Source organism: Corynebacterium sp. KPL1986 (genome assembly GCF_000477975.1).
Lineage (GTDB): Bacteria > Actinomycetota > Actinomycetes > Mycobacteriales > Mycobacteriaceae > Corynebacterium > Corynebacterium accolens.
Genome location: NZ_KI515719.1, coordinates 2,455,667 through 2,475,640 on the forward strand (window position 1 = coordinate 2,455,667; position 19,974 = coordinate 2,475,640).

The window sequence follows — 19,974 nt, forward strand, 5'->3', positions numbered from 1 at the left end:
AAGGATCTAAACTGAGACCATAGTTCTAAAGGTTCTAAAAGGAAGGTCTGGCATAGTGATTCCGGATAAGAATCCTTTTCGTCCCAGTTTTGGCGCGTCGCCGGTGCAGCTGGCCGGGCGCGATTTTGAAATCAGCTCGTTTAACTATGGGCTCCTGGGTGGCGTGGGCGCCATGCAGCGCGCCTTGCTGGTCAGCGGTACGCGCGGGGTGGGCAAAACGGTACTTCTCAATGAGTTCGAAGAATCCGCGCGCCGCCTTGGGTGGGTTGTCATCCGCGCCTATGCGGATGCCCAGATGGTGGCGCAGCTGCGCGATTCCACGATTCCGGAAGCCATAGAGGAGCTGGACTATACGGAGACTCCGGGCCGAAAGATCACGGGATTTTCTGTGGCGGGCGTGGGATCTGTAACGACGCAATTGCCCCACAACCAGGCCCAACCCAGCTTGGCTTCGCGGCTGCGCAGCCTCCTGAAGGCCGCGCGTGCGCATGATGCGGGCGTCCTATTGACCGTCGATGAGGTGCAAGCGGCCAGCGTGGATGAGCTTGCGCAACTTGCCACCGCCATCCAGGATCTCATTCGCGACGAGTACGATATTGCCTTCGCTGCCGCGGGATTGACGTTTGGGGTAGAAGAGCTATTGGAGCACGAGGGCACCACCTTTTTGCGCCGCGCTCAACGGCTGGATTTGGGGCTGCTTGATGATGCCACCGTAGCCGAAACCCTCCACAGCACCGCCACCGCGGCTGGGCGCGGTTTCAGCGAGCGCGCTTTAAAGGAGGCGACCGCATTGGTGCAGGGGTATCCGTACCTATTGCAGCTGGTCGGTGCTTTGGCGTGGACCCGTGCGGTACTCGATGGGGCGGATGCCATCGAAGAGCGTCACGTGTCCTCTATTGCGCGCGAGATTCCAGCGCATATGGGCAACCAGGTGCACAGGATTGCGTTGAAGAATGTTCCTGACGCCCAGCGCGCTTTTCTCAACGCCATGGCGGAGCTGGAATCCGAACACGGGGCTGATATTCCCACCGGTGCCATCGCGGCGCACCTGGGCAAGACTCCCAATGCCATTTCCATGGCCCGCAAGCTGCTTTTAGAACGCGATCTCATCGCTAGCCGCAGCTACGGAACCGTGCATTTCCTTTTGCCCTACCTTGGCGAGTATTTGCGCAGCACGCGCTAGTCGATGGTCGCAATCACCGTCGCGGAATCCAGGCGGTCGCCCTCTTCAGCGAGGATCTTGATGGTGCCGCCGCGCGGGGCCTTGATGGCAGATTCCATCTTCATGGCCTCGACCGTGGCGATGGAATCTCCTTCGGAGACGCTATCGCCATCGGATACATTCCAGGCCACGAGGTTGGCCTCGAAGGGGGAGGTGACCGCGTTATCGTCGCTGGACTGTGCCCCGGCCGTCGAGGGAGCGGTGGCAGTGGCACCAGAATCACCCGCGGCGCCCGCGCCAGCGCCGGCACCAGCACCAGCGAGGAAGTCCATGGGCACGCCGATATTGACGAGTTTGCCATCGATTTCCACCGCTACCGTCCGGCGCTTGGTGTAGATGGCCTCGACCTTGTCTACCTGGTTGGCGGCAGAGGGCCGGTAGTTGTGGTCGAGCCAGTCGGTGAACACGCCGATGTCGCTGGCACCCGCATCGGTGTCGGCGGAAGACGGGGTGCCAATAAGTGCTGGCTCGTCCATCATGTCGCGGTGGAAGGGCAGCACGGTGCGCACGCCGGAGACGTCGAATTCGCGCAGCGCCTGGCGCGAACGGGCGAGGGCCACCTCGCGCGTGGGGCCCCAGACGATGAGCTTGGCAATGAGCGAGTCATAGTACGGCGGGATAATGGATCCCGAGCGGACAGCAGAATCGACGCGGATGCCGGGGCCGGTGGGCGGCTCGAAGGAGACGATGGTGCCGGGGCAGGGAGCAAAGCCGTTGAGGATGTCCTCGGCATTGATGCGGAACTCGAAGGCGTGGCCGGTGGAGGCTGGATCCTCAGAGATAGACAGAGGCTCGCCTGCGGCGATGCGGAATTGCTCGGCGATGATATCGGTGCCGGTCACTACCTCGGTCACAGGGTGCTCGACCTGGACGCGGGTATTGACCTCCAAAAAGGAGATGGTGCCATCCTCGGAGACGATGTACTCCACGGTGCCGGCGCCGGTATAGCCCACGTGGGAACAAATGGAGCGGGCACCTTCGATGATGCCGGTGCGCTGGGCATCGGAAAGCGCAGGTGCCGGGGCCTCCTCGATGAGCTTTTGGAAGCGGCGCTGGGTGGAGCAATCGCGGGTGCCCAGCACGCGGACGTTGCCGTGGGTATCCGCCAGGACCTGCGCCTCCACGTGGCGCGGGTGGGTCAGGAACTTCTCCACGTAGCACTCGGCGCGGCCGAAGGCCTCCATGGCCTCGCGCCCGGCGGAGTTGAACGCGCCCTCGATTTCCTCCATGGAGTCCACGACTTTAAGGCCGCGCCCGCCGCCGCCATAAGCGGCCTTGATGGCAATCGGCAGCCCATGCTCCTCAGCAAAGGCGCGGGCCTCCTGCCAATCATCAATCGGATCGGAGGTGCCTGGAGCCAGGGGCGCGCCGACCTCTTCGGCCACGCGGCGGGCGGCAATCTTATCGCCCAAAAGCTCGATGGACTCCGGGGATGGGCCGATCCACACCATGCCGGCATCGGTGACGGTGCGGGCAAAGTCGGCGTTTTCGGAGAGGAAACCGTAGCCCGGGTGGATGGCATCGGCGCCGGCGCGCACTGCAATATCCAGTAGCGCCGGGGTATTCATATAGGTATCGGCGGCGGTATTGCCGGGCAGCGCATAGGCTTCATCGGCGACCTGGGTGTGCAGGGCGCCGGCGTCGGCCTCGGAATAAATGGCGATGGACTTAATGCCTAAATCGCGGGCCACGCGGGCGATGCGCACGGCGATTTCGCCGCGGTTAGCAATGAGGACGGTTTTAATCTGCATTTTCTTCTCCAGTATTTAAAGCTTGGGGTGTCACGAGGCGGAAGGTCACGCGCGCGCCGGGCGGGAGCTGCGCGGCGATGTCGATATCTTCCTCCAGCACGGTGGCGATGACGGGGTAGCCGCCGGTGACGGCGTGGTCGCGCAGGAAGACCACCGGCTTGCCATTCGGCGGGATCTGGATGGAACCGGCCACCATTCCCTCGGAGGGCAGCTCGCCGTCTTTCACGCGCTGCACGGTGATTTCGGAAGCCTCTGCGCTGTCTTTAGCCCCAGAAAGCCGCAGGCCAACGCGATTGGAATCAGAGGAAACAACCCATTCGGTATCCAGGAAGGTGGAAATATTATCGCCAAACCAGTCATCGCGCGGTCCTAGCACGCAACGCAGTGTCGCGCGAGTCTTGCCAGCGGAATCAGCGGATACGCGCAGGGGGTTGACCAATTGTGCATCCGTCATGCCGGTCGAGCGCGGCAGCACGCCGATGACATCGCCGGTGGTGACGGGATCGGGGCCCAGGCCAGAGAGGACGTCGGTGGCAGAAGAGCCGAGTTCGGATTCGGCAATAATGCCACCGCGAATGGCCACGTAGTTGCGCATGCCCACCGTTGCGGCACCGACCGTCACGGTCTGGCCGGCGGTAACGAGCACCGGGCGGGCGAGGTGTACGGGCATCTCACCCAGGCGGACGCGGGCGGTGGCGCCGGTAACGCAGATGACGGTATCGGTCAGCGCGCGCAGCTTAATGCCGCCGATGTTTTCTAGCACCGTCGCGCCCCGCGGGTTGCCCACGGCAACGTTCGCGGTCGCCGCGGCGGCGTGGTCGGCAGCACCGGAGGGCGTCACGCCGAGGTCGCCCACGCCGGGGCGGCCTAAGTCTTGATAGAGCGTGAGCAGGCCGGCATCGAGGACCTCCATGCGGGGCAGGCGGGCCGGCGAGCGCTTGGATTCCGCGCTGCGATCCACCAAATCTGGCAGCTCGTCCACGGCGCGGTAGCGCACCCGGTCACCGGGCTGCACCAGCGCGGGTGGGTTCGCGTGCGAATCCCACATCGGGGTATTGGTGGTGCCGAGCAGCTGCCAGCCACCTGGTGAAACGCGCGGGTAGACCGCAGAGAACTCACCCGCGATGCCCACGGCGCCAGCCGGAACGGCGGTGCGCGGATCGGAGCGGCGTGGCACGGCCTTGGCCTGGGCCGGATCAGAAGGCGCGCAGTAGGTAAAACCGGGGGCAAAACCACCAAAGGCGGCGGTCCACTCGGTAGAGGTATGCCAGTCAATCAAGGCATCGCGCGACATGCCGAGGAGCTCGGCGGCGGCGTCGACATCGTCGCCATCGTAAAGCACATCGATGTCTACCGTGCGCGCCTCCTTCGCGGTAGCGGCGGCAGGGGAGAAGTCCGTCAGGAACTCTGCGGCCGCGCGCGCGGAATTCGGCGCCTCAAAGGTAATGAGCAACGTGGTGGCGGCGGCAATGCAATCCACCTGATTCTTGAGTGGTTTAGCGGACAGCGCCGCGTGCCACGCCATGACCTGCTCGAGCCCGTCCAAATCAATGAGGAGGGCGCGGGTGCCAACGAAGTGAATATGCGGCATTAGATAAAGCTCCGAATATCGATTCCTTCCGCGCTGAGGCGTTCGACCACACCGCGCAGCAGTTTCACGGAGCCCGGCGAGTCACCGTGGGTGCACACGGACTGGGCATCGACATCGAGCGTGGTGCCATCGATGGCGGTAATAGATCCGGTTTGGGCGACTTCGAGCACGCGCTTGACCACATCCCCTTCATCCCCCATTACCGCATTGTCCTGCTTGCGGGAGACCAGCGTGCCATCGGGGTTGTAGTTGCGATCCGCGAAGGCCTCGCGGATGACGGTGAGGCCTTGGGATTCTGCAATATCGACCGCGAGGCCGCCCGGCAGCAGCATCACGGGGAGGTCACCGAAGGCCTTGATGCCTGCGATAACTCCCTTGGCTTGTGCCTCGTCCTTGACGATGGTGTTGTACATCGCGCCGTGCGGCTTCACATAAGACACCCGCGTGCCATTGGCGCGCGCCAGCGCATCGAGCGCACCAATTTGGTAGGTGACCTCGTCCGCGAGCTCCGCCGCGTTGTAGTCGATAAAGCGGCGGCCAAAACCGGCCGGATCGTTATAGCCCACGTGTGCTCCGACCGTGACTCCCGCACGCGCCGCGGATTTAAGGGTCTGGGCAATGGAGTGCGGGTCACCGGCGTGGAAGCCGGTGGCGACATTGGCGGAGGAGACCATCTCCAGCATCGCGGCATCATCGGCTACCGGGTTGCCAGCGGTGGTTTCACCCAAGTCCGCGTTGAGATCAATGTGGAGCGAAGCCATTCAACACCATCCTTAATTGTTGAACAATAAGTATGGTTCCAAGTGTAACCCGTGCCACTGCCATTTGTGAAGGCGGTTACTTTTTGGGCGGAGTGGTGTCGGTGGAACAGCTCCTTTCCGGACAGACCGAGGGCAAGGCAGAAAACTAAGACTCCACGGCGGCTTGGGGTTTGACCTGGAGGACAGAGGAGATAATCCCTTCTGCCTCTTCGCGGGAGCTGGCCTCGTGCAGCTGGGCGCGGAAATCCTCCTTCATGATGGCGCGGGCGAGGGTGGACAGCAGCTTTAAGTGCTGTTTTCCAGCGTCATCGGGAACGGCGATAAGGAACGCTAAGCTCGTGGGTCCTTCTCCGGTGCCCCAGGTGATACCGGCCTCGGGAAGCCGGGCGAAGGCCAGCGTCGGTGTGGTAACCCCAGCGGAACGAGCATGCGGGATGGCCACGCCGTGGCCTACGCCGGTGGAGTGTTGGGATTCGCGGACAAGGGCGGCATCGGTAACCACGGCGGCGTCGTTAATGCGGCCATCGGCTGCCGCGAGGGAAACGAGCGACTTGATGACGGCCTCGGAGTCTTGGCCGAGTGGCTCATCGAGGCTGATGGTAGAGGTACCGAGAAGCGGGAGCACTGCGGGTGACTCCGTCGCCTCGTCCGCTTGCGGGGAGCGTTGCGTCAGGCGAATGAGCAGGAGCATGAGCGCGGCACACACGGCAACGCCGCAGAGCAGGGACAGGAAGAACCACGCCACGTGATCCACCGCGCCGAGGACGGCGACGATCGGGCCGCCGTGCATGACATGATCTTGGACCCCAAACGCGCCCGCCATCGCACCGGCAACGGCACCACCGACGACGTTGGCCGGGATGACCTGCAGGGGACGCGCCGCCGCCAAGGGAATGGCGCCTTCGGTGATGCCGAAAAATCCCATAAATAGCGCGGCGATACCGGAATCCCTTTCCGCCTTATTGAACCAACTGTGGCGCAGGAGGGTGGCCACGCCCACTGCGAGCGGCGGGACCGCAATCGCGGCGGCGGCCATACCCATCGGGGCAGCATTTCCCGCGGCGATCATGCCGCCGCCAAACAGGAAGGCAGTCTTATTGAACGGCCCACCCATATCGAAAGCGATCATCGCACCGATGATAAGACCCAGCACAATCGCCGATGAGCCTTCCAGCCCGCCGAGGTATTCGGTCATGGCCTCGAAGGCGGTGGCAATCGGCGCGCCGATGAAATAGATGAAGGCCAAGCCCACTATCAGCGTGGTGAAAATTGGGATGACGATAATCGGCCAAATCGGCGCGATGAATTTGTGCACCGGAATCTTCTTGATTGCAAGGGCCACGTAGCCGGAGAGAATACCGGTGACGATACCGCCCAAGAATCCGGCGCCAGCCTCGGACCCGTACAGCGAGCCGGTTGTGGCGATGAGCCCGGTGATAAGGCCTGGCGCTAACCCCGGCCTATCCGCGATGCCAACGGCAATGTAGCCAGACAAGACCGGCACCATCAGCGAAAACGCCAGGCCACCGAGCTCATTGAGCGTATTCCAGAAGCTATCTTCAGGAATGGACAGCCCCTCCGGCGTCGGCGTGCCGCCCAAGGACAGCGCCACGGCGATGAGCAATCCGCCGGTGACCACGAAAGGAATCATGTGGGAAACGCCATTCATCAGCGCCTTGTACATGGTCTGCCCAATACCGCGCAGCCCAGCATCTTCCGCGGCGTCCTCTGCCTCGCTTTCCGATGCCCCCTCATCCTCACCCTTCCACGCTGCCGCCTCCAATGACTTGGTTAACAGCTGTTCGGGGTGCTTGATGGCTTCGTCCACGCCGGTGGCCACCAAGCGCTTGCCGTGGAATCGGTCCTTTGCAATGACGGTATCGGCACCGATAACAATGGCATCGGCTTCCTCGATGTCTTGTGTACTGAAGTGGCCCTCCACGCCGATGGAACCGTGCGTTTCAATCTTGATGCGGTAGCCCAGCTTTTCGGCGGCGGCCTCTAAGTTCTCGGCGGCCATATAAGTATGGGCGATACCCGTTGGGCACGCCGTGATGGCGAGAATGAAAGGCGAAGAATCTGATGTGCTCATACTCTAATTAAAAGCACCCGTGTAAACGAGCACAAGGAAAAAGGGGAGGTTCTTTGCGCAGGGTCCGGCGTGCAAGGGCCCTATGCGCAACCTCCTATGTGCAACCTCCTCTGTGCAGGGTCCTATGCGCATCCTCCTCTGCGTCAATTGAAGGCGCGATGCGATTTTTGAAGGGCGAGTTTGCTCAAACTGTGCAAAGGACCTATAGCATCGCGGAGATCGCACAAGCGAAGACCGGCGGTACCCTAGAACCAGAGCTAGAAACAGAACCGAAACCGCCCGCACTTGGGGAACACGAATGAATCGTGCCCACTTGAAACGAAGAAAGCCGCATCGTGAGTACAGCATCGCCGGATAATATCCTGCTCTACCTGCCAGAAAAGCAGGAAGAGCAGATTCGGGAGATCTTTGCAGGTCTTGCCGAGCGCGGATTCCCCGTGCAAAACCAGCGCCCGCATATTACGGTGACCTTCGCGCAGGAGATGGAGCCTCACGTTGTTGAGCTTGCCGCGGAGCTTTTACCGGCGGTCATTCCGGCGACGTTTCGGCGCGTGGGAAACGTCATCTTCGGCACCAAGCGGAAACGAACCGTGGCGTGGTTATTAGAGACCAGCGATGAACTCGAAATAGCAGCGCGGAAGATTAGCGCCGCCAATCCCGAGGGCCGCGGACCGCGCTGGACGCCGCATCTGACGATGGGTCTGCGCTTACCGCGCGAGGACGTGGGCGGCTATTTAACCGCGATGGATGAACTGACGTCCTCGCATTTCAAGGAACTTAACGCAGTAGAAGCTGCGTATTGGCGCCCGCGCACGCAAGAAAAGACGGTGCTAGCGGGAGGCTAGCCAGCTCATGACATTAAGCTTCTGAGCTCGAACTCGCGGCGGTACGCCGTATTGATATATTCCCGTGCCGCCATCATTTGCAGCGTTCCATACTTGGAATTGGACGGATCGACCAAGAGCTCGCACTTTTGCAGAGCTTCATGTTGCGCCACCGTGTCTGCGGTATCCAGGCACATGAGATCGATGCCGTCGCCATAGCGGGCGTAAAACGCCGTGGCAACGTCGAGCAGATTCGGCCGGTCAGCTTTCGCGCGCGAGAAATCAACCGAATAGGCAAGGTCAACATCATTCGCGTTGGTGGCATCTACGTGCGCGCTGCCAAAAAGAACCAGCAGGTCAATGCCGGTATCCAAGCAGAATGACTCCAAGGACCCGTCATCGGCCTCAGCGCGCAACCGCGCGGCAAGCTGTGCTGGAGTACTCATAACCATCACCTTACCAACGCCGTCAGCAGGCAGAGACGCGCAGAATTGCGGTGTGCTTAAAGCAGCGCCTGAATCTCGCGGGCGACGCGCAAAACGGTGAGGTCCTGGCCCGGCTTGCCGATGACCTGCACCGCGTCACCCACTCCCGTGGTCTCCGTCGTGCGCAGCGGGACAGTGATCGCCGGCCAGCCCAATACATTGAATGGCTCGGTCCAGCGGCGCAGGCTGGCAGCAGAATCCGCAGTATTTTCTGCGGTGATGTCGTCCCATTTGATGGGGCCGGCGCCGAGGGTGGGGGCGAGGATGATGGGGGAGGCATCGAAAAGCGCCAGTGCTTCCGTGCGCAGTTGTTCTACCTGCTGTGCTGCAGCGTCGTAGTCTGCCTGAGTAATATCCTGCCCGCCGAGGACACGCTCCAAGATGACGTCCTGATACTTATCCCGCTGATCAAGGTAGGGCTGATGGACGTCGTAAGCCTCCTTTAGGCGCATCGGCGCGTAGAGCTTCGCGGTGGTAGCGATGGTGGATTCGAGCTGGGAGTAATCGAGGCGCTCCACGGCTGCGAATGTGGAATCCTGCAGCGCAGACAGCAGACCAGCAAAGCGCTCACCTTTGGTTTGCAACGCAGAGACATCGATGGTGGATACAGTCTTGGCCGGAGTGGGTGCCTCATCCACCGTGGCTAGCAGGGCCTGCTCGATGAGCTCGATGGAGCTGGCGAAGAAACCGATGCAATCGAAGCTCGGCGCGAAGGGGAAGACGCCATCGAGCGGGATCGTACCGGTGGTGGGCTTAAAACCGAGGACGCCCTGGCTGGCGGCCGGGACGCGCACGGAACCGGCGCTATCGGAACCCACCGTGAGATCTAGCGCCTCGCACGCAACCAGCGCCGCCGACCCAGAGCTGGATCCGCCGCCGCAGACCTGCGGATCGCGCGGATTGATGACGCGGCCATATGCGGAGGCATCGCCCAAGATGCCATAGGAAAATTCCTGGAGGTTGGCCTTGGCCACGGGAATCGCGCCGGCATCCATTAGCCGCTGTGCCACCGTGGCGTTCTTGGTCGGAACTGGTCCCGTATCAACGTTGGTGCCACAGGTCGTTGGCACCCCGGCGATATCCACGATGTCTTTAAAGGCAATGGGCAATCCGCGCAGCGTAGGCGCGGAATCCACCGCGTCTTCATTAAAAGAAATGGTGGAAATCACCGCGTTAAATTCTTGCTGCGCGTGGGTCAGGCGGTCAGAAATTGTGGACATGGTGGGGTGAATTCCTTTCCACGACGGTTTATACCGTTTGCGGGGTGACTTGCTGCTTTCCAGGGTACAGCTGGTGAGCTCGGAGGAATTGAAGCTATGCCACACGCTGAAACCGTGGCGGTCTTCACCGACCAAAAGTAGGCTCGAGACATGACGCGAAAAATTATTCTGGATTGCGACCCCGGCCACGATGACGCGGTAGCCCTGCTCCTGGCTATGGGTAACCCCAACATCGATCTGCTGGGCATTACCACCGTTGGCGGCAACCAGACCTTGGACAAGGTCTCCCGCAATGCCCTAGTGGTCAAGGAGATCGCCGGTCATCCGGAGATTCCGGTCTATGCTGGTTGCGATCGCCCGCTCGTGCGCCCCGTTGAAGTTGCCGAGGCCATTCACGGCTCAACTGGCATGGATGTCAATGGAGTCCAGCTTCCGGAGCCCGGCACCGCGCTTGCCGATGCCCACGCCATCGACTTCATCATCGACACCGTCATGTCCCACGAACCCGGCACCATTACCTTGGTTCCAACGGGTCCGTTGACCAATATCGCTATGGCCGCGCGCAAAGAACCGCGCATCGTCGAGCGCGTCAAAGAGGTCGTGCTCATGGGTGGCGGCTACCACGAAGGCAATTGGTCCCCCGTTGCCGAATTCAATATCAAGATTGATCCTGAGTCGGCACATATCGTCTTCGAAGAGCCGTGGCCGGTCACCATGGTCGGGCTCGACCTTACCCACCAAGCACTGGCCACAGCCGGGGTCGAAGCCGAAATTAAGGCGTTAAATACGCCCGTCGCGGACTTTGTTGTCGGCCTCTTCGGCTTCTTTCGTGAGGCGTATCAGCAAAACCAAGGCTTCACGGATCCTCCGGTTCACGATCCGTGCACGGTGGCTTACCTCATCGATCCGAGCATCGTGCAAACCCGCAAGGCACCCGTTCACGTTGAGCTCGCCGGCGCACTTACCACCGGTATGACCGTGACTGACCTGCGGGAGCCCGCCGATGACACTTGCCATACTCAGGTCGCTACCAAGCTGGACCATGTGGGCTTCTGGAAATTGGTAACCGAGGCCCTTAAAAATCTCGGCTAGACCACATACTGCGGTCAAAACCGAAAAAACAGCCACATTATCGCCTCTGAATCACTAGTCTCAGGCCATAACGTGGCTGTTTTGTACTCTTGTATTCACTTCGTCTGGCATTGTGCTCTTTCAGAGAGTCTTTAAGCAATTTCGTGAGATTCTTTTTGAAAGGAACCGATATTTGGCGCCACAAGCATAAGTGCTTTCTCACGAAACTCTCGAATTGAGGTTTCTAGACCAATGCCAGCGAAAGTTACAGGGTGCCCATCGAGAAAGAACGATAACGTCTCATCCGCTTGGTTTTGTCCCGTGGAAGCATAAAGCATGATGCCCTGAGCGGTTTCCCATTCCTCGCTGAAGGGTTCTTGGCTGCGTAAGTATGCGTAAAGCTGATAAAGATGAGAGCTTTTAATAGATTCGTTTCCTACGCGATTCTCAGTGAACAAATGCGTGAACTTGGCATCAATAACTGTAATTTCACCTTCTGGTGATCGCAGAATGATATCTGTCTGCATGCTCGGTAAATAGCTGGGAGCTTGTTGAACATTCCAATTTAAGCGTTTACCGCTGCTTACTTTCCAGCCGAAAGGGCTGAGATGGTAATGGAACAGGCCGAATAGAGCTTTTTCGAACAGCTTGCGGAGTTCGTCTTGCGTGAAGTGTTTTCTGCTGAACCGAGGAAGGGCGTCGTTTCCGCGAGTGGGCACGGCTAGTTCCAGAAGCAGTTTAGCCACGGCAACTGGTTTCTTATCTGCAGGAGAAAGCCTGGCACGAGGAAAAGCCGCCGTTTTTGGCTCGGGAACCCCCATTTGAGCAAGTCTTTGACCCAGTATCTTGCACCGGTGCGCAGCGTCACCACTACCTACGTTTGACAGGATATGTCCTGCATACTCGAGGGCGTAACGAAGGAATCGGTTAACTTCGCTATTGATGGTTAGTTCATTGAACTCACAAGCAATGAGACCCTTTTCTAAGAGTTGGTGGCGGGCGGTTTCATACATGTTTATTCGGCCTCGCACCCGGGTTATATTTCGTTCGGTGAGGGTAAAGCCGATGCTCAATTCTCTCCGAAAGCGCCTTTCTACAGCGTCACACAGCATTGTTCCGATGAGCTCTGGAAGCTCAACTCCCGCTTCTTCCACGGAGGAATTGGATATGTGTCCATCAATGAAAGTCTGTGAAGCGTATAGCTGGAGCATCCATACACTACGGATCGGAACGTATATGTCCTCCGGTTTTATGGAACTATCCTGTGAGGACATCGAGGGCCTGCTCGCGCTTCGAAGGATTATCGAACCAGTATTCCCCTATGAGCGGCTTAAGATCCGAGGTCACTACCTGGTTAAACCACTCAATAGTGGCTTCGTAAGAACTGTCTGTTAGCTTTCGGCGCGGAGTAACAAAGCTATGTCCGATGAGGTAATCATCACCAAGATTGAAATCATCGCGGATTAGTTGATTAACCTCCTCGATCCTCCGGGCAATTTCGGTGAGTGCTTGGCCATTGCGATTACGGTTGGAAACACAGAAATTGCGCCAGGTGGATCCCAATTGTGGAACGAGATTTACGAAGGCGAACCTGCGGCGTAAAGCCATATCTACCATGGCAAGTGACCTGTCCGCTTGGTTCATAGTGCCGATGACATAAAAGTTATCGGGTAGGAAGATTGCTTCTCCTTCCTGGCTATAAAGCGTGGTAAGTGCATTTTCGGGGTTTCTCTTATCAGCTTCTAAGAGGGTGAGCATCTCTCCAAAAATTTGCGCTGGATTGCCGCGGTTAATCTCTTCAATTACCACTACGTGTGGATTGGAGTCGTTTTCCTTAGCCTTTTCTACCGCATGGAGGAACGGTCCGTCTCTCAGTTCAAGCTTTCCATTGCTGCTGGGGCGAAAGCCTTGAACGAAGTCCTCATATGAAGTAGAAGGATGGAACTGAACAGAAGTGACTAGTTCTTCTGCATCCGACTTGCACAAGATATATGCCAAGCGACGTGCAAGCCATGTCTTTCCTGTACCCGGTGGTCCTTGGAGAATCAGATTCTTCTTTTCTTTCAGGCGCTCCAGCATAAGCTCGAGATCGTCTTTCGGAATAAAACAGCCTTCTTCTATTAGTTTAGGGATGGTAAAAGGGTCTTCTTCCGACGAAGACTCTGCAGTTTGGGTAGTAGCATCTGTTGGTTCTTGGTTGAAAACCCATGCTTCATAAGACAACCGGGGAAAGTTGGCTGGTTCGATCTCGGCGGTAGTAAGCCATTCTCGAATGTCATCGAGCGTGAGCAAATAATCTTTACCCGTTGAAACATTCTTCTGAATATTGATTCCTAATGCGGAGTCTTGGGCAAGATACTTGGTGATAACTGAATCAAAAGTCAGGAAGTAGAGTGGACGCGCCCAAAACAATGCCATGGTGTATGCCGTGATCGATCGATCTTTAGTCATCACGTCGAAATCGCGCATGAACTTGGCTCTATTTTCTGGCGTATCTGACTGGCTTAACCCGATTGCCGATTCGAAAAGACTCCAGCTGTTATCCCAAAACTTTTGGTTCTTAACATCTGAGGGTTTGGTGGTAAAACACGAGCGCAGGTTATTTAGTTGGGGTAGTCCAGAAAAATCTGTTGGTGCTGGGGCTTCAATTCCGAAAACCGCTTTGAAGGCTTGGCAAATAGCCCGTTTGTTAGACACCGAAATCTGACGGTTTGCCACTCCGAGGATAGTAAACGGATCCATGTCAGTAGCTGGCACTTCTTCATCGTCGATGGACCATTTCCATAGATGCTTGAACCGAAGCGGGCGTCCTGAAATTTCAGCGGTTTCTTTTAGCTTTTCCAGTAGCTCAGCGCGGTTGTCTTTGAAGGCGAGTAGCTTAGTGGCGAATTCTTCGAAAAAATCCGGCCAATCAAATGACGGGGATAATGGAGTCTCAGAGAAAAATTCAGGATCTCCCATGCCCTGGATGACTGATTCCACACGGTCATAGGCATGATTTCGAGAAATCTGACAAATAGTAAGCAGTGAACCCAGAGAACGTTGAAGGTCAAGTCCTAGGTCATCACGGTTGAAGAAATCGCTGGACCAGTTGATTGGTCGAACATGCCGTAAATCCTTCGGATCATTTGGGTGGTATTCGTAGTTGCCGGAGACATAGCCGAAATAAACTCGTCCTTGGTGCAATTTGCTAGGCATCAGAACTAAGTCGCCTATCTGCATCTCGTTTTTAAATCGATTGAGCTGAGACGCGTAGCTGGTAGCCGTTTGTGCCTTGAGATCTGGGTGCTCTCGAACCATTGAGGCTTTGATGGCATCCAGACTATCCTGCTGGTTTACCTCTGGGCCGTAGTCCATGCCGGGAAGACCTTGGTTGGACGCTAATGCTTGCTTTTCGCGTTCGCCATTGCTTCCGGCGCGCAGTACCCAGAAAAAATCCGCACTGGATTCTTCAGGAACTTGTTCTTGCGGGCCTGTATCGGCTGCTTGTGGCTTATTTGTTTTGGAAGTAAGTTTTCCGAGTTCTCGAATTTGGTCTTTGCTTAAGGGATACGGGTTGGAGGCAAGCCAAGTGGCCCCCTCAGCGGTCAAGGAAAAGGAACCCGGTTTAGAGGAAGTGACAAAGCCAATCTCTCTTGCGTGGAATACCGCCCACCGCGTCCGGTCTTCCACAGCGGTTCTATTTTTGAGCTGCCGGTGAGCTTGCTCTGGAAAGTCCACTTCAGCAATTTTTTGAACGCGTTCAAAAATCTCGGGATAAGAGACCAGTGTCGCGTCCCGCATCGTTTCTAAGACGATGGGAAGAACGGTTCTCCAAGAAAAGGTTTGCTGTGGGTCACTCATCAAAGCATCCTTAGAAGTTAAAGCAGGGACGTTTTCATGATAGTAGGAGAACGATTCACTCGGTACGGATGTAGCTCAATTGGAAACCGCCGGGGATAAAATCGAGAGAAAGAACCCCAACCCAAGGAGCCACCATGGACCAGAACAAATTCCGTCACGTCGTCGTCATGGGAGTCTCTGGCTCTGGCAAGACAACGGTGGGGGAGGCCCTGTCGCCGCTGGTCGGGCTAGAGTACCGCGACGGCGATGATATGCACACGCAGGCAAATATCGACAAGATGGCCGCGGGAACGCCGCTGAATGATGAGGACCGGGAGCCGTGGCTAAAACAGATCGGTCAGTGGCTGGCGGATAGGCCGGAAGGTGCGATGGTGGGGTGCAGCGCGCTAAAACGCAAGTACAGGGATCTGATTAGGCAGTACTGCCCAGGCGTGGCGTTTGTGCACGTGCACGGGGACTTTGATGTGTTGTATGAGCGGATGCAACACCGACCGGGACATTTCATGCCGGCGTCGCTGTTGCAATCGCAGTTCGATACTTTGGAGCCGCTGGAAGAGGACGAAACTGGCCGCGTTTTCGATGTGACGCGGCCAGCGGAAGATATTGCAGAAGACGCTGCTGCTTGGATAGAGTTCGGCGCCTAAAAGACTGCAGCCGCGCCGTAGAGGACGAGCACGAGTGCGAAGCCGATGACGGAGATGAGCATCTGGTTGACGGTCCACGTCTTCAGAGTGGTCATTGTATCCATGCCCATCAGGCGGCCGACGAGCCAGAAGCCCGAATCGTTGACGTGGGAGCCGAAGACCGAACCAGCGGCGGTGGCCACGACGATGAGCGCGAGTTGGAGTTCGTTGAACCCGCCAGCTTCCACAGCGGGGACCATCAGGGCAGCGGCGGTAGTGAGTGCGACGGTGGCTGAACCCTGTGCCAGGCGGAGGGCTACGGCGATGAGATAGCAGGCCAGGATGACAGGGATGCCGAGGCCGGAGAGGGAATCGGCAAGCGCATCGCCAATGCCGGAGGTGCGAAGCACGCCGCCGAACATGCCGCCCGCACCGGTGATGAGCACGACGGAACAGATAGGGCCGAGCGAGGAGTCAACGAGTTTTTCCAGAGCCGTCTTTTCCTCGCCGCGGCGCAGGCCGAGGACTACCAGCGCGATAAGCACCGTAATCAGCAGTGCGATTGGAGTTTGGCCGAGCATGACGAAGAACCTGACCCACGTGGCATCAGCATCGATGGTGCCGTAGGAAGCTAGAGCGTTGAGCCCGGTATTGAAGAAGATGAGCACCATCGGGATGAGCAAGATGGAAATCACCGTGGCGGCGGAGGCTGGTTTTAAGGGTTGTTCTTCCTTTTCAAGGACAGGCCCGGTGATGGCATCGGTGACCTTGAACGGGAACTTCTTTCCGGCAAAAAGTCCGAAGCGGTAGCCGGAGATATACCAGGTTGGAAGGGCCAGCAGCAGGCCGACGAGCAGCACCAATCCGAGGTCGGCGCCGTAGAATTCGCTGGCGGCGACAGGACCGGGGTGCGGTGGCAGGTAGACGTGCATGACAGAAAAGGCGCCAGCGGCCGGCAGGCCAAAGGCAAGGACTGGGCCATCCAGGCGGCGGGCGACGGCAAAGATAACCGGCAGCATCACGATAAGACCAGCGTCGAAGAATATAGGGAAGCCCATAATCAGCGAGGCGATGCCGAGTGCAAGGGGCGCTTTGTTTTCGCCGAAGCGGCGAACCATGGCATCGGCAAGCGACTGAGCACCGCCGGAAGCCTCCACGAGCCGGCCGATCATGGCGCCGAGTCCCACCAGAAGCGCCACCGAGCCAAGTGTGGAGCTGAAGCTTTCCGTCATCGTAGGGACAATGCCCTCGAGCGGTATGCCGGCCGCGAGTGCTGTTAGGGCGGAGACCACCAGCAACGTTAAAAATGCATGCAGCTTGATATAGATGACAAGCACGAGGATTAGTGCAATCGCGGCGATGGCGATGCCGAGGAGTGGGCCAGTAGAAAGTGTTGGCTCCCAAGTATCCATGAGCTAAAGGATCCTTTGCATCCGTTTGAAATTTAATAGGGCGTATTGGCCTTTTCAATCCGTCACGGTAGCAGCATTGAATTCGCCCTGGAACGCGTTCTGCGTGTACTCGTGGAAAATGAGGCTGACGCGACACCCGATGGAGGTGAACCGCCGCGGGTTTCCTGGGATGAGTAGACAAGGCTACATTGGAATTATCTCTCTCACCTTTGGAAAGGACTCTTTATGAAGCGCAAGCTTGGCTTTTCGGCATTGATATTGGCAGGTGCGGTGGCACTCGGGGCGTGTTCTTCTGGCGGCGATGATGCTGCAGAACCAGCTACCAGCGCACAATCGGAAGCGACGTACTCTACCTCAGAGGCTGCGCCAGCCTTAGGCAAGGGCGATAGCTTCGATGTACCGTGCAGTGGCGATGATGACACCACGTGCATGACCGTGAAAATCAATGACATTGTCGATGATGCGCACTGCGCAAGTACCGAGTCGAAGAAAGGGAAGTTTGTCGCGGTAGAGATTTCCGCGTCCATGCCTGAGGGCGCGGATGACGGATTCACCTCGCCTTTTAGGTCTATGCCGTGGCGAGCAAGCACCGCTGACAACAAAATTAATAATGCACGGGCAGAAGTTAGCTGCGATGATGGCAGCTACCTCAACCTCATGGATGAATTCCCAGGCTACAGCGCCGACGGTACGGCTTTCCTCGATGTTTCTAAAGACACCAATATGCTGCACTTTAAGGCCACGAATGAGGTGAGCTACAAGATTAAGGTGGAAAGCGGCGGTGAAGCGGAGCCTTCTTCGCAGGAGCCCACCAATGAAGCAAGCTCCAAGAATGACCCTGCCCAAGAGCGCGCAGGCGAAGCTGCGCAGCCTGCCCCGCAGCCGAAATCGGGAACAGATAGTGGGGGACAACAGCAGGTAAACCCGAACAACCAAGGCGGCGATGCGCCCCAGAATGCTGGCGATGCGCCTGTCGTAGGAATTACCCAAGCCCCTGGCGTGGAGAATCCGCACCCGCTCGATAAAACGGTTGCTTCCTGTGGCGACCCATCCAATCAGCAACCAGGGACCACCTATTTCACGGATGGGACGACTGGGTGGACGCAACAGTGCGCAAGCCAGATGGCGCAGTAAAAACAACTCCAGCGCCCGGGCCGCAGTGAAGGGCCGCAGGGCGCTGGAGCTGGTTCTCTCTATCTCTCTTGCGTTCTCTCAAACGCTAAGGAAAGTATGGGCCTAAATCCTGTTATAGGCATTGAAAAAAGCTGAAATTTTCCTGAAAGTTAGTGCAGGCTAAGAAGATCACGGGGTAGGCACGCGGTGCGCTAGTCTGGGAGGTAGAAGAAATAGCCAAAATGTGGGTGGAAGCTGGGGCAATGGCCGCCGAGAAGTGGCCTGGATCGCAGCTTTCCCGCGAGGTAGAGGTGGAAGACTTGTCGTCGCAGTATGATCCGAATTTTCACCGGCAGATGGGCGTGGAAGCTGACGTCGTCTTGCGCGTCGGAATGATGCTGATGGGGGCGGGCACATCGGGCTATCGCGTGCTGCGCGGCATGAAGCGCAGCGCCCGGGCGTTGGGGTTTGATCATTTGGACGCAAACGTGGGCCTGACGCAGATTACCTGCACCTTCCACCGGGGAGATTCCTTTCGCACCGTGATTGCGCGCACGCACTCGCCGGCCGTCGATGCCTCCCGCATTGAGGCATTGGAGGACCTCACCCATAACCACCTATATTCCGGCATTACCGCGGAAGAGCTTTCAGGGATGCTCGATTCCATAGAAAGCGATGTGAAAAAGCGCTGGAGCGTGTGGGTCCTATCCACGGCGGCCGCGGTCGCGTGCGCGGCGTTTGCTTTCTTAAATTTCTTCCCAGTGCAAGCGGTAGGGCTCGTGGCGCTGGCGGCATTCGTGGGGCAGTTTGTGCGCTATGAAGTGCTTCACCAGCACGTGCACCAAATTGGCGGGATCATTGCCGGTGGCGCGGCAGCCAGCATCACCTTCTTTATCCTCATCGAGCTTCTCGGATTTGCTGGGGTAGTAGAGCCGAGCTCGCTGTCCTCGGGCTATGTTGCGGCGGTGCTCTTTTTGATTCCGGGGTTCCCGCTGTTCTCGGCCCTGATTGATATCGCGCGCTTTGACTTTGATGCGGGTATCGCCCGGCTGGGTTATGCGTTTACGGTCATCTTTACCGCTACGTTTACCGTCTCCATGGTCAGTTGGCTAACGGATCTCAGCCCGGATCCGCCGGTTCCTGCACCGGATACGCGGTGGTACCTGCTGGCTTCTGTCGCCAGTTTCTTCGGCATCGCGGGCTTTGCCTTCCTCTTTAACTCCTCGCGCCGCATGGTGTTGGTGGCTGCAAGCGTGGGAACCGTGGCCAACGCGGTGCGCCTTGGCCTCCTTGAGCTGGGCACGACCATCTACTTTGCGGCGTTCATTGGTGGGCTGATTATCGGGCTCTTGGGTGCGGTGGCCTCCCAAAAGGCGCGGTTGCCGCGCATCACCACCACCGTGCCGGCCGCCGTCATCATGATTCCTGGAGTGACGATGTTTCGCGCGGTCTATTACCTTAATGACGGCCAAATGGATCAGGCGGTGGCAAATGTGGCCACCGGCTTGATGGTGGTAGGAGCCATCGGCGCAGGAATGGTATTTGCCCGGTTGCTCACGGACCGCGATTGGGCGTTGGGGCGGCTCATTGATTTCGATAAGGAAATCCCACGAAAGAAGCCCGCCTAGCGCGGGTGGTTCGGCCTTGCAGCGGGGCCGAGGCGATAGCCAGCGGCGGCGGCCAGAGACGGCGGCCAGAGACGGCGGCCAGAGGCAACAGGCAAAGCGGCAGCCAATAACACGAATAGTAAAACGCCAGCGGCACTCGGTTCCTTTCGGTTCCGAGTGCCGCTGGCGTCTCTCTCTACAAGGGTGTTTCCATGTATCGGTGTGCACCGCCCTCTGGAAACTGAGGGGTTCTCTCTATCTCTCGTATGCGCTCTCTCAAACGCATGATTTAAGTATGGGGCACGCGGCTGGACTCGCCATGGTATCTGCCTGAAAGGTTGCTGCTAAGTGCTGTGAGT

15 protein-coding genes are annotated in these 19,974 nt (G+C 58.1%); 6 read left to right on the plus strand and 9 right to left on the minus strand.

The window, feature by feature from the left end; genetic code table 11:
- Window positions 1-55: 55 nt before the first annotated feature.
- Window positions 56-1,183: an ATP-binding protein gene (locus tag HMPREF1287_RS11390; RefSeq protein ID WP_023016883.1), complete on the plus strand. Its 1,128-nt coding sequence runs from the start codon at window positions 56-58 to the stop codon at window positions 1,181-1,183.
- On the opposite strand, the gene HMPREF1287_RS11395 is transcribed toward HMPREF1287_RS11390, so the two are convergent.
- The 4 genes from HMPREF1287_RS11395 to HMPREF1287_RS11410 form a co-directional block, all read right to left on the minus strand.
- Window positions 1,180-2,973 carry a biotin carboxylase N-terminal domain-containing protein gene (locus HMPREF1287_RS11395; protein ID WP_023016884.1) on the minus strand — a complete coding sequence of 598 codons (1,794 nt, stop codon included), beginning with the start codon at window positions 2,971-2,973 and terminating at the stop codon, window positions 1,180-1,182. The two genes, HMPREF1287_RS11390 and HMPREF1287_RS11395, sit on opposite strands and share 4 nt — an antisense overlap.
- Window positions 2,963-4,564, minus strand: coding sequence for a 5-oxoprolinase/urea amidolyase family protein (locus tag HMPREF1287_RS11400; RefSeq protein WP_023016885.1), 1,602 nt, complete (start codon window positions 4,562-4,564; stop codon window positions 2,963-2,965). The genes HMPREF1287_RS11395 and HMPREF1287_RS11400 overlap by 11 nt, the downstream gene beginning before the upstream one ends.
- Window positions 4,564-5,325, minus strand: a complete 762-nt coding sequence (locus HMPREF1287_RS11405) for a LamB/YcsF family protein (RefSeq protein ID WP_023016886.1) — start codon at window positions 5,323-5,325, stop codon at window positions 4,564-4,566. The genes HMPREF1287_RS11400 and HMPREF1287_RS11405 overlap by 1 nt, the downstream gene beginning before the upstream one ends.
- 145 nt (window positions 5,326-5,470) lie before the next feature.
- A complete protein-coding gene (locus HMPREF1287_RS11410) occupies window positions 5,471-7,417 on the minus strand; it encodes a fructose-specific PTS transporter subunit EIIC (RefSeq protein ID WP_023016887.1) in 1,947 nt (648 codons plus the stop codon).
- Window positions 7,418-7,752: 335 nt separating this feature from the next.
- Here HMPREF1287_RS11410 and HMPREF1287_RS11415 point away from each other — a divergent pair, with 335 nt between their 5' ends.
- Complete coding sequence (locus tag HMPREF1287_RS11415) at window positions 7,753-8,262, plus strand: 2'-5' RNA ligase family protein (RefSeq protein WP_023016888.1); 510 nt, start codon at window positions 7,753-7,755, stop codon at window positions 8,260-8,262.
- Between the two features lie 5 nt (window positions 8,263-8,267).
- Here the strand turns inward: HMPREF1287_RS11415 and HMPREF1287_RS11420 are convergent, their stop codons facing one another.
- Window positions 8,268-8,687: a nucleotidyltransferase domain-containing protein gene (locus HMPREF1287_RS11420; protein ID WP_023016889.1), complete on the minus strand. Its 420-nt coding sequence runs from the start codon at window positions 8,685-8,687 to the stop codon at window positions 8,268-8,270.
- A 56-nt stretch (window positions 8,688-8,743) separates the two neighbouring features.
- Window positions 8,744-9,946 (minus strand): amidase, encoded by a 1,203-nt coding sequence (locus HMPREF1287_RS11425; protein WP_023016890.1) that lies wholly within the window; start codon window positions 9,944-9,946, stop codon window positions 8,744-8,746.
- A 150-nt stretch (window positions 9,947-10,096) separates the two neighbouring features.
- Here HMPREF1287_RS11425 and HMPREF1287_RS11430 point away from each other — a divergent pair, with 150 nt between their 5' ends.
- On the plus strand, window positions 10,097-11,038 hold the full coding sequence (locus tag HMPREF1287_RS11430) for a nucleoside hydrolase (RefSeq protein ID WP_023016891.1): 942 nt from the start codon (window positions 10,097-10,099) through the stop codon (window positions 11,036-11,038).
- Window positions 11,039-11,169: 131 nt separating this feature from the next.
- Here the strand turns inward: HMPREF1287_RS11430 and HMPREF1287_RS11435 are convergent, their stop codons facing one another.
- Together HMPREF1287_RS11435 and HMPREF1287_RS11440 are read right to left on the minus strand one after the other, a co-directional pair.
- On the minus strand, window positions 11,170-12,291 hold the full coding sequence (locus tag HMPREF1287_RS11435) for a hypothetical protein (RefSeq protein ID WP_023016892.1): 1,122 nt from the start codon (window positions 12,289-12,291) through the stop codon (window positions 11,170-11,172).
- Entirely contained in the window at window positions 12,275-14,860 is a 2,586-nt protein-coding gene (locus tag HMPREF1287_RS11440; RefSeq protein ID WP_023016893.1) for an AAA family ATPase, read from the minus strand. Before HMPREF1287_RS11440 ends, HMPREF1287_RS11435 begins: the two co-directional genes overlap by 17 nt.
- Before the next feature lie 134 nt (window positions 14,861-14,994).
- Here HMPREF1287_RS11440 and HMPREF1287_RS11445 point away from each other — a divergent pair, with 134 nt between their 5' ends.
- A complete protein-coding gene (locus tag HMPREF1287_RS11445) occupies window positions 14,995-15,504 on the plus strand; it encodes a gluconokinase (RefSeq protein ID WP_023016894.1) in 510 nt (169 codons plus the stop codon).
- On the opposite strand, the gene HMPREF1287_RS11450 is transcribed toward HMPREF1287_RS11445, so the two are convergent.
- Window positions 15,501-16,895, minus strand: a complete 1,395-nt coding sequence (locus tag HMPREF1287_RS11450; RefSeq protein WP_023016895.1) for a GntP family permease — start codon at window positions 16,893-16,895, stop codon at window positions 15,501-15,503. The two genes, HMPREF1287_RS11445 and HMPREF1287_RS11450, sit on opposite strands and share 4 nt — an antisense overlap.
- A gap of 225 nt (window positions 16,896-17,120) precedes the next feature.
- On the opposite strand from HMPREF1287_RS11450, the gene HMPREF1287_RS11455 reads away from it, so the two are divergent.
- Entirely contained in the window at window positions 17,121-18,029 is a 909-nt protein-coding gene (locus HMPREF1287_RS11455) for a hypothetical protein (protein ID WP_023016896.1), read from the plus strand.
- Window positions 18,030-18,364: 335 nt separating this feature from the next.
- Window positions 18,365-19,636: a threonine/serine exporter ThrE family protein gene (locus HMPREF1287_RS11460; RefSeq protein ID WP_198010391.1), complete on the plus strand. Its 1,272-nt coding sequence runs from the start codon at window positions 18,365-18,367 to the stop codon at window positions 19,634-19,636.
- The last annotated feature ends 338 nt before the right edge of the window (window positions 19,637-19,974 follow it).